This window comes from Paucibacter sp. XJ19-41 (assembly GCF_028462495.1).
Lineage (GTDB): Bacteria > Pseudomonadota > Gammaproteobacteria > Burkholderiales > Burkholderiaceae_C > Roseateles_E.
The window spans coordinates 21,396-31,132 of the sequence record NZ_JAQOWX010000067.1; the positions used below are offsets into that span (position 1 = coordinate 21,396).

7 protein-coding genes, 1 other RNA gene and 1 pseudogene are annotated in these 9,737 nt (G+C 65.2%); 6 read left to right on the forward strand and 3 right to left on the reverse strand.

Features of this window, described 5'->3' with window-relative positions; all coding sequences use genetic code 11:
* Nucleotides 1-2,649, reverse strand: coding sequence for a DNA gyrase subunit A (gyrA, locus tag PO768_RS17350; protein ID WP_272647051.1), 2,649 nt, complete (start codon nt 2,647-2,649; stop codon nt 1-3).
* Between the two features lie 265 nt (nt 2,650-2,914).
* Between gyrA and ompA the strand changes: the two genes are divergently transcribed.
* From ompA to PO768_RS17380, 6 genes are all read left to right on the forward strand, one after another.
* Nucleotides 2,915-3,562, forward strand: coding sequence for an outer membrane protein OmpA (gene ompA, locus PO768_RS17355; RefSeq protein WP_272647052.1), 648 nt, complete (start codon nt 2,915-2,917; stop codon nt 3,560-3,562).
* Nucleotides 3,563-3,645: 83 nt separating this feature from the next.
* Complete coding sequence (ubiG, locus tag PO768_RS17360) at nt 3,646-4,350, forward strand: bifunctional 2-polyprenyl-6-hydroxyphenol methylase/3-demethylubiquinol 3-O-methyltransferase UbiG (protein WP_171018090.1); 705 nt, start codon at nt 3,646-3,648, stop codon at nt 4,348-4,350.
* Nucleotides 4,347-5,039, forward strand: a complete 693-nt coding sequence (gene gph / locus PO768_RS17365; RefSeq protein ID WP_272647053.1) for a phosphoglycolate phosphatase — start codon at nt 4,347-4,349, stop codon at nt 5,037-5,039. Before ubiG ends, gph begins: the two co-directional genes overlap by 4 nt.
* A gap of 13 nt (nt 5,040-5,052) precedes the next feature.
* Nucleotides 5,053-5,424, forward strand: a transfer-messenger RNA (tmRNA) gene (ssrA, locus tag PO768_RS17370).
* A gap of 214 nt (nt 5,425-5,638) precedes the next feature.
* Nucleotides 5,639-7,057: an aminotransferase-like domain-containing protein gene (locus PO768_RS17375; RefSeq protein WP_272647054.1), complete on the forward strand. Its 1,419-nt coding sequence runs from the start codon at nt 5,639-5,641 to the stop codon at nt 7,055-7,057.
* 97 nt (nt 7,058-7,154) lie between these two features.
* Nucleotides 7,155-8,390, forward strand: coding sequence for a sensor domain-containing phosphodiesterase (locus PO768_RS17380; RefSeq protein ID WP_272647055.1), 1,236 nt, complete (start codon nt 7,155-7,157; stop codon nt 8,388-8,390).
* Between the two features lie 144 nt (nt 8,391-8,534).
* Here PO768_RS17380 and PO768_RS17385 read toward each other — a convergent pair whose 3' ends face one another.
* Nucleotides 8,535-9,509 carry an NAD(P)H-binding protein gene (locus PO768_RS17385; protein ID WP_272647056.1) on the reverse strand — a complete coding sequence of 325 codons (975 nt, stop codon included), beginning with the start codon at nt 9,507-9,509 and terminating at the stop codon, nt 8,535-8,537.
* A 17-nt stretch (nt 9,510-9,526) separates the two neighbouring features.
* A pseudogene (locus tag PO768_RS17390) lies at nt 9,527-9,737 on the reverse strand (hypothetical protein); the annotation flags it as partial.

Consider the following 9,737-nt stretch of genomic DNA (forward strand, 5'->3'; position numbering starts at 1 on the left):
TCATTCCTTGTTGGCATCGTCGGCAGCGCTGCTGTCGTCGGCTGGGGTTTCAGCATCGCTGCTGTCGTTGGCATCGTTTTCGACGATGCGCTGCAGGCCCGACAGCTTGGCGCCATCGTCCAGCGCGATCAGGGTCACGCCTTGGGTGGCACGGCCCAGCTCGCGGATCTCGCTGACGCGGGTGCGCACCAGCACGCCCTTGTCGGTGATCAGCATGATCTCGTCCTCGGCGTGCACCAGGGTGGCGGCGACGACGCGGCCGTTGCGCTCGCTCTGCTGGATCGCGATCATGCCCTTGGTGCCGCGGCCGTGGCGGGTGTATTCGGTGATCGCGGTGCGCTTACCAAACCCGTTCTCGGTGGCGGTCAGGACGCTCTGGTTCTCGTCCTCGGCCACCAGCATCGCGATCAGGCGCTGATCGGGCTCCAGCATCATGCCGCGCACGCCGCGGGCCTGGCGACCCATCGGGCGCACATCATCCTCGTCGAAACGCACCGCCTTGCCGCCGTCGCTGAACAGCATCACATCATGCTTGCCGTCGGTCAGCGCAGCGCCGATCAGATGGTCGCCCTCGTCCAGGTCGACCGCGATGATGCCGGCCTTGCGCGGGTTGCTGAAGTCCTTCAGCGAGGTCTTCTTCACCGTGCCCAGGGCGGTGGCCATGAAGATGAAGTGATCCTCGGGGAAAACGCGGAACTCGCCGGTCAGCGGCAGCACGACGGTGATCTTCTCGTCCTGTTGCAGCGGGAACATATTGACGATGGGCTTGCCGCGCGAGTTGCGCGAGCCCTGAGGCACCTCCCAGACCTTCAGCCAGTAGACGCGGCCGCGGTTGGAGAAGCACAGGATCCAGTCGTGCGTGTTGGCGATGAAGAGCTGGTCGACCCAGTCGTCTTCCTTGGTCTGTGTCGCCTGCTTGCCGCGGCCGCCGCGCTTCTGGGCGCGATACTCGCTGAGCGCCTGGCTCTTGATGTAGCCGGTGTGGGAGAGCGTCACGACCATATCGGTGGGCGTGATCAGGTCCTCGGTGCCCAGCTCCTGGGCGTTGTGCTCGATCACGCTGCGGCGCGCGCCCAGCTTGGTCTGGCCGAACTCCTGGCGAACCTGGACCAGCTCTTCGCCGATGATGACGGTGACGCGCTCGGGCTTGGCCAGGATGTCCAGCAGGTCGGCGATCTGGGCCATCACATCCTTGTACTCGCCGACGATCTTGTCCTGCTCCAGCCCGGTCAGGCGCTGCAGACGCATCTGCAGGATCTCGCCGGCCTGGTCGTCGGACAGACGGTACAGGCCATCCGTTTGCATGCCGTACATCGCCGGCAGGCCCTCGGGGCGGAAGGCGCCGCGGCCGCCTGGCGTGTCGCCCTCGGCGCGCACCAGCATCTCGCGCACCAGCGAGCTGTCCCAGCTCTTGGCCATCAGCGCGGCCTTGGCCACCGGCGGGGTCGGCGAGTTCTTGATGGTCTCGATGAACTCGTCGATATTGGCCAGCGCCACCGCCAGGCCTTCCAGCACATGGCCGCGTTCGCGCGCCTTGCGCAGCTCGAACATGGTGCGCCGCGTCACCACCTCGCGGCGGTGCTCCAGGAAGACGGTGATCAGGTCTTTCAGATTGCACAGCTTGGGCTGACCATCGATCAGCGCAATCATGTTCATGCCGAAGCTGTCCTGCAGCTGGGTCTGCTTGTACAGATTGTTCAGCACGACCTCGGGCACTTCGCCGCGCTTGAGCTCTATCACCACGCGCATGCCGGACTTGTCGCTCTCGTCCTGGATGTGGCTGATGCCCTCGATCTTCTTCTCGTGGACCAGCTCGGCAATGCGCTCCAGCAGGGTCTTCTTGTTGACCTGGTAGGGGATCTCATCAACTATGATGGACTGGCGCGAGCCCTTGTCGATGTCCTCGAAATGGACCTTGGCGCGCATCACGACCTTGCCGCGGCCGGTCCGGTAGCCTTCGCGCACGCCGGACATGCCGTAGATGATGCCGGCGGTCGGGAAGTCGGGTGCCGGGATGATCTCCATCAGCTCGTCGATCGAGCAGTCCGGGTTCTTCAGCGAATGCAGGCAGGCGTCAACGACCTCGTTGAGGTTGTGCGGCGGGATGTTGGTGGCCATGCCCACGGCGATGCCGGAAGCGCCGTTGATCAGCAGATTCGGCAGGCGCGCGGGCAGCACCAGCGGCTCCTTGAGGCTGCCGTCGTAGTTGGGTCCGAAGTCGACGGTTTCCTTGTCGATATCCGCCAACAATTCGTGAGCGATTTTGTCGAGACGAATTTCGGTGTATCGCATCGCCGCTGCGTTATCACCGTCGATGGAGCCGAAATTGCCTTGGCCATCGATCAGCATGTGACGCAGGCTGAAGGGCTGGGCCATTCGCACGATGGTGTCGTAAATCGCGGAGTCGCCATGCGGGTGGTATTTACCCATGGTTTCACCCACGGCCTGCGCACTCTTGCGGTACTTGGCGTTGTAGGTGTTCCCCATTTCATTCATGGCGTAAAGCACGCGCCGGTGCACCGGCTTGAGGCCGTCGCGGGCGTCGGGGAGGGCACGTCCGACGATCACGCTCATCGCGTAGTCGAGGTACGAACGCCGCATCTCCTCTTCCAGGCTGATGGGCAGGGTTTCCTTGGCGAACTGGGTCATGCGCGGGCGCGGCTCACACCCCGTGGTGCGGCCAACGTCAATAGAGACAGGAGCGCGAATTCTAATTGCGCGGCGCTGTAGTGGCTGCGCAACATTGGCGTGATGTGGTGCGGCGGGCGCCCCCACAATGCAAACCGTCGGGGTGCCCTATGGCACAATCGACGAGTCCCTAGGAGAAACCCGAATGCTGGGAATCTTCCTGAGGTTTAGTTCCAGCTTTGGAAAATTTCGCAGGGCAACTGCGGCCTTCCTTGAGAGGAGAATCATGAAGAAATTGAATCGCGTGGCGTCGCTCTTCGCAGTCGCTGTTGTTGCTTCGTCTGGCGCTTTTGCTCAGACCGTCGACAACTGGCGTGCAACAGACGGTACCGTCTGGAAGAACGGCACCAACGAATATTGCTGGCGCAACAGCAATTGGACCCCGGCGACTGCCGCCAAGGATTGCGACGGCGCCCTGAAGCCGGCACCGAAGGTTGAGCCGCCCAAGCCGGTCGCTCCGCCGCCGGCTCCTGCTGTGAAGCCGCCCGCACCGGTCGTGCCGCCCGCTCCCGTGAGCGAGAAGGTGACCTTCGCTGCTGACGCCTTCTTCGACTTCGACAAGTCGGTGCTGAAGTCCGAAGCCAAGGCCAAGCTGGATGACCTGGTCTCCAAGACCGGTGGCATCAATCTGGAAGTCATCATTGCCGTGGGTCACACCGACTCGGTCGGCTCCGATGCCTACAACCAGAAGCTGTCGGTGTCGCGTTCCGAAGCCGTGAAGGCCTATCTGGTCTCCAAGGGCGTCGAGAAGAACCGCGTCTACACCGAAGGCAAGGGCGAGAAGCAGCCTGTTGCTGACAACAAGACTGCCGAAGGCCGCGCCAAGAACCGCCGCGTGGAAATCGAAGTCGTCGGTACCCGCAACAAGAAGTGATCTCGGCGGCTTCGGCCGCTTGACGACCAACCCCGCAGGAGCTCGGCTCGGCGGGGTTTTTTATTGCCCTATCATTGCCGCCCATGATCAATGCCGACCCTCAAGAGCTCGCCAAGTTCGGCGAACTGGCCCATCGCTGGTGGGATCCCGACAGCGAATTCAAGCCCTTGCACCAGATCAACCCGCTGCGCCTGGGGTGGATCGACGGCCTGTGCCCGCTGGCCGGGCTCGATGTGCTGGATGTCGGTTGTGGCGGCGGGATCCTGACCGATTCGATGGCACGCAAGGGCGCGCGCGTGCTTGGCATCGATCTCTCGACCAAACCGCTGAAAGTGGCCCAGCTGCATGCGATGGAGGCGGGCACCGAGAACGTCGATTACCGTGAGATCGCGGTCGAGGCGCTGGCGGCCGAGCGGCCGGCTTCGTTCGACGCCGTGACCTGCATGGAAATGCTGGAGCACGTGCCCGATCCGGCCTCGGTGGTGCGGGCCTGTGCCGACCTGGCCAAACCCGGGGGCTGGCTGTTCTTCTCGACCCTGAACCGCAACTTCAAATCCTTCATGCTGGCCATCGTCGGCGCCGAGTATGTGCTGAAGATGTTGCCTGCCGGCACTCATGAGTACGCGCGTTTCCTGAAGCCTTCGGAGCTGGCGCAATTCGGTCGTGATGCCGGTCTCGAGCTGCACAGCAGCAAGGGCCTGAGCTACAACCCGCTGACCCAGCGCTACAGCCTTGGCACCGATACCGATGTCAATTACCTGATGGCCTGTCGCAAACCCTTGATATGAGTGCAGTCCTGAACTCGGCCGCTTCGCTGGCCCATGTGCGTGCCGTGCTCTTTGACCTCGACGGCACGCTGATCGACAGCGCGCCCGATCTGGCGGGTGCTGCCAACGAGATGCGCATCGAGCGCGGCCTCGATCCCTTGCCCTATGAGGCGCTGCGTCCGATGGTGGGCTCGGGCGCGCGCGGTATGTTGGGGCGGGCTCTGGACGTTGGTCCTGGTCATGCAGACTTCGAGCTGCTGCGCGCCGATTTTCTGGATCGCTACGAGCGCCGCATGCTGCGTCTGACCGCTGTGTTTGAAGCGATGCAGCCGGTGCTGCATGCGCTGAGCACAGCGGCCATGCCCTGGGCCATCGTGACGAACAAGGCCGAACGCTTCGCGCTGCCGATGACACGGGCGCTGGGCCTGTTCGAGCAGGCCGGCGCGGTGATCGGCGGCGACACCACGCCGCATGCCAAGCCGCATCCCGGCCCATTGCTGGAAGCGGCGCGTCGCCTCGGCATCGCGCCCGAGCTGTGTGTCTATATCGGCGACGACGAACGTGATGTGCAGGCCGGTCGCGCCGCCGGCATGGCCACGGTCGCTGCCGGCTGGGGCTATCTGGGGCAGGGGGCCGGCGTCGAGGCCTGGGGCGCAGATATTGTCATCAATGAGCCGGCCCAGCTCTTGAAAGAACTGGTTCTGCCTTAAACTACAAGTCTTAGGGGCCGACCCGGTTTCGACGTGGGTGCGGATCCGAAGTAGGGCATGTCGAGCACCAGTCCGCTCGTAAAACCACTGGAAACAAAGTAACTGCAAACGACTCTACGTTCGCACTCGCTGCTTAATTGCAGTTGAGCTTCTCAACGGCAGGCCGATGGGCCGGGCTCAAGTCGCAAGACGGAAAGCTGAGAAGTCATTCACATCGGCTGGTTTCTTGTCGGGTCACTCGATAGGGAACAAGATTTAGTGACTGGCGGGAAAGGTAGCGTGCCGCTGCGCGACCTGAACGCGAGATTCAAATCAGACGGCTACACATGTAGAACTGCTCGGTGATGGCTTGCGGACGGGGGTTCAATTCCCCCCGGCTCCACCATTCAACGATCTCGGGACATCCCAGATGATCCGGAGAAATCCAAAAGGCCTAAGTAAATCAATTACTTAGGCCTTTTTTCTTGTACAGGGTCGGCACGGATGCTTGCTCTACATCCCGCCGTGAAACGCACAAATTTCTGCACAACAGCTGAGGTCGAACTGTTGTGCATCGAAAGTTGTGCATCTGCGCGGTATCAGACACGCCCAGGAATCCGATGAAACGTTACGAGGCCTATGCCGAGTCCATTGCCCAGCGCATCCGCAGCGGCAGCCTGAAGCCCGGCGATCGCCTGCCCTCGGTGCGTGAGGTCCGGGGGCAGCAGGGGCTCAGCGCCTCGACGATTTTCTCGGCCTATTACCTGTTGGAAACCCAGGGGCTGGTCGAGGCGCGGGCGCGTTCTGGCTATTACGTGCTGAGCCGGCCCACCCTTGGCGAGCCGGAGCCCGCCGCCAGCGAACCGCTGAGTCACAGCATGACGGTGGATGTGTCGGCTCTGGTGTTCCAGGTGCTGGCCCAGGCGCGCCAGCGCGAGCTGGTGCCGCTGGGGTCGGCATTTCCGTCGCCGACCCTGTTTCCGCTGGAGGTGTTGGCGCGCGGCATGGGGCGGGCGATGCGGGCCATGGATCCGTGGCGCACCGTGGAGGACATGTCACCGGGCAGTGGCGAGCTGCGGCACCAGATCTCGCTGCGCTATGGCCTGGCCGGCATCGATGTGCCGCCGTCCGAGATCGTCGTGAGCAATGGCGCGATGGAAGCGTTGAACCTCTGCCTGGAGGTGAGCACGCAGCCGGGCGATGTGGTGGCCATCGAGACCCCGTGCTTCTATGCCGCGCTGCAGGCCCTGGAGCGGCGCGGGCTGCGGGCGGTGGAGGTGGAGACCCATCCGCGCAGCGGCGTGGATCTGGACTCGCTGCAGCGCGTGCTGGCACAGCATCCGGTCAAGGCCTGCTGGTTCATGCCGACCTTCCAGAACCCGATGGGCGGCACCATGCCTGATGATGCCAAGGCCAGGCTGGTCGAGATGCTGAGCGCGCGGCGCATCCCGCTGATCGAGGACGATGTCTATGGCGAGCTGCACCACGGCCCGCGCCGCCCGCCGCCGGCCAAGGCCTGGGACCGCGAGGGCTGGGTGATGCACTGCAGCTCCTTCTCGAAATCGCTGGCACCGGGCTACCGGGTGGGCTGGGTGGCGGGCGGGCGTTTCGCGACCGCGCTGGGGCGGCACAAGCTGATGAGCTCGCTGGCGGTTTCCTTGCCCTCGCAGCTGGCGCTGCAGGAGTTTCTGCAGCAAAACAGCTTCGACCGCCATCTGCGCAGCCTGCGGCATGCGCTCAGCCGCCAGCAGGCCTCGGCGCTGCGCGTCATTGCGCGCGAGTTCCCTGCCGGCACCCGGGTGACCCGGCCCGAGGGCGGCTATTTTCTGTGGGTCGAGCTGCCGGCCGCCGTGGACGCGCTGGAGGTGCATCGCCGCGCGATGGCCTGCGGCGTCGGTGTCGCACCCGGGCATCTGTTCTCCGCCGACCGGCGCTACCGCCACCATCTGCGCATCAACCATGGCTATCCGGGCGACAGCCGTTTCGAAGCGGCGCTGTGCAGCCTGGGGCGCATCGTCAGCGAGCTGGCCTTGAAGTGAGGGCTTGTGCGACCATAGGGCTGTAGCACCGGCAAAGCCGGGCACACCGGGTGTCCCCATCGACACGCGGAGGACTGCAGTTTTAAGGAGGCCGCAGTTGAAAGCACTACTCGCTACCGCCGTTGCGGAACTCGCGCGCGACACCTCTCGGGGATCGACTGGCGCGGCAAAACCACCCCTGGCGCGTGCGCTGCACGCCATCCGCACCCATCTGGACATGGATGTCGCCTTCATTTCGGAGATGGTGGAGGGCCGCCGGGTCTTTCGCCATGTCGATGCGCGCCCGGGAAATGATCTGGTGCAGGTCGGCAATTCCGATCCCTTGGAAGACAGCTACTGCCAGCGCGTCATCGATGGCCGGCTGCCCGAGCTGATGACCGACGCCTGCTTGAACGCCGAGGCCCTGAGCCTGCCGGTGACGCGGGCCTTGCCGGTCGGCGCGCATCTGAGCGTGCCGATACGGCTCGGCGATGGGCAGGTCTATGGCACCTTCTGCTGTTTCAGCCACACGCCGGACAGCAGTCTGACGGCGCGTGATCTGGCGATGATGCGTGTCCTGGCCGAGATGGTCGCCGAGCAGATCCAGGAGGAGCTGTCGACGCGCCAGGCCATCCAGGTGCTGGATCAGCGCATCGACACGGTGCTGGAGTCCGGCGGCTTGCAGATGGTCTACCAACCCATCTTCGATGTGCAAACGAATCGTGCCATCGGCTTCGAGTCGCTGGCGCGCTTCTCCTCGGACCCCTACCGGTCGCCGGATGTCTGGTTTTCCGAAGCCGCGATGGTCAAGCGCGAACTGGAACTGGAGTCCCAGGCGATTCGCATCGCGCTGGGCGCCTTGCCGCAACTGCCCCCTGAGGTGTATGTCGCCGTCAACGCCTCTCCCGAGATGATTGTCAAAGGCGATGTCGCCGGCATGCTGAAAGGACTGCCGCTGGACAGAATCGTGGTCGAGGTCACGGAGCACCAGACCGTCGAGCGCTACGAGGATATCGCCGCCGTGATGAGGCCTCTGCAGGCGCAGGGCCTGCGCGTCGCCATCGACGAGGCCGGCGCCGGCTACGCCGGCGTCCGACCCATTCTGAATCTGCACCCCCATATCGTGAAGCTCGACATCAGCATCACGCGCGCCATCGACACCGATCACTCGCGACGCGCGCTGGCGGCGGCGCTGCGCGGATTTGCGCTCGAGACCGGCTGCAGCATCGTCGCCGAGGGCGTCGAGACCTCGTCCGAGCTGGACACCCTCCGAGGACTGGGCATCAGCAGTGCGCAGGGCTATCACCTGGGCCGACCGATGCTGCTGCAGCAGGCGCAAGCGCTGATCCATTGAGCTTGGGCATGCGTTGTTGGCTTGCGCTGCTTCAGAACACCGCATGATCCCCGCGCTCCGGCAGCGCGGCCGAGCCTTGGGCCAGCTCGGCGTAAAAGCCCCCCAGCGTCTGCCGCCCGGTCGAGGGTGTGGCTGCGGCGTNCTTCAGAACACCGCATGATCCCCGCGCTCCGGCAGCGCGGCCGAGCCTTGGGCCAGCTCGGCGTAAAAGCCCCCCAGCGTCTGCCGCCCGGTCGAGGGTGTGGCTGCGGCGTCATAGCGGCCGCTGGCCGGGTCCAGCGCCAGCATGGACTCCGTCGCGTAGTAGCGGCCGATGCGGGCCAGCTCGGCCTTGACGGCCAGTGACGGCAGCACCCGGCCCAGGCCGGCGAGCACGGCGATGATGGTGTCGAGCAGCGCGACCGGCACCTGCTTGAAGCGTGGCTCGCGGCCCAGCGCCGCGAACAGCAGCTCGCCCTGCTGGCGTGGCGTCAGGGCAGGGCCGGGGCCGCTGATCGGCAGGATGCGGTTGCGGCGCGCGGGGCCGTCCAGGCAGTCGGCGAGATAGTCGGCCAGGTCGGTGTCGCTGATCGGCTTGCAGGCGTTCAGACGGCCGTCGCCGAAGACCAGAAAAGGCTTGCCTCGGCGCACCCGCTCGATCTGGCCCGACAGCGATTTGAAGAAGGCGGTGGGCCGCACGATGCTGTAACTCAGCCCCGATGCGATCAGCGCCTGTTCGAAGGCCAGCTTGGCCTGCTGGAAGGCGAGCAGCGGTTTTTGCACGCAGATCGCCGACAGCAGCACCATCTGAGTGACGCCCGCTTGTTGCGCCGCTGCCAGCGCGTGCAGATGGGCCTGATGGTCGATAGCCCAGGCGTCGTGTGGTGCGCCGGTGCGAGAGGCCAGGCAGGAGACCAGGGCGTCGAAGCGCTCGCCGCGAAAACCCTCGTCGGCCAGCGAGGCGGGCGAGCCGACGTCGCCGAAGCGGACCGTGGCGCCGGCCAGCAGCCGCTCGATGTCCGGCGCACTCATCCGGCCACCGACGCCGGCGCGCGGTCGCACGAAGCAGACCACCTCGTGGCCGCGCCGCAGCAGCGCGCGCACCGTGGCCTGGCCGATGGTGCCGGTGGCACCCAGCATTAAGACGCGCCGGGCTGTCATGACCCGACCCCCGTTGCCCGACGCGGCATTCGGAAGGGCAGCAGCGCCTGAACCCAGGGCTGGCGAAAGCGTTGCAGCGACAGGCTTTCATGCACGGCCAGGCCGCCGTCCAGCGGGTCGCGCAGCAGCGAGCGGCTGTAGAAAGGCCCGCTCTCCAGCGTGGCCAGCAGCTCGGGCGCCTGCGCGGCGCGCGTGCTGCGCGCCAGC